Below are 348 nucleotides of genomic sequence, written 5' to 3'. Positions count from 1 at the left end.
TTCGATTGTAGTCAACCTCGATGTACTCGAACACGTGCGCCTTGGCCTGTTCGCGCGTGGCAAAGCGTTCGCCGTGGATCGCTTCGACCTTCAGGCTGTGGTTCCAGCTCTCCATCGCCGCATTGTCGTAGCAGTTGCCCTTGGCGCTCATGCTCGCGATCAGTCCGTGGACTTCCAGCAAGGCGCGATGCTCGCGCGAGCAGTACTGGCTGCCGCGGTCGCTGTGCACGATCACGCCACGTGGCCGCCTGCGATTGAACAACGCCATGCGCAGCGCATCGCAGACCAGCGTGGCCGTCATCCGCTCGGACATCGACCAGCCCACGACCTTGCGCGAGTGCAGGTCCA

General features: G+C 63.2%; 1 protein-coding gene. It reads right to left on the bottom strand.

Features of this window, described 5'->3' with window-relative positions; genetic code table 11:
• Positions 1 to 348 (bottom strand): IS3 family transposase (locus ACH65_RS16935; protein WP_049623808.1); only part of this gene is annotated, 348 nt, incomplete at both ends.

Origin of the sequence: Frateuria defendens (assembly GCF_001182895.1) — a bacterium.
GTDB classification, from domain to species: Bacteria; Pseudomonadota; Gammaproteobacteria; order Xanthomonadales; family Rhodanobacteraceae; genus Frateuria_B; species Frateuria_B defendens.
This window is presented reverse-complemented; position numbering and strand designations above follow the sequence as displayed.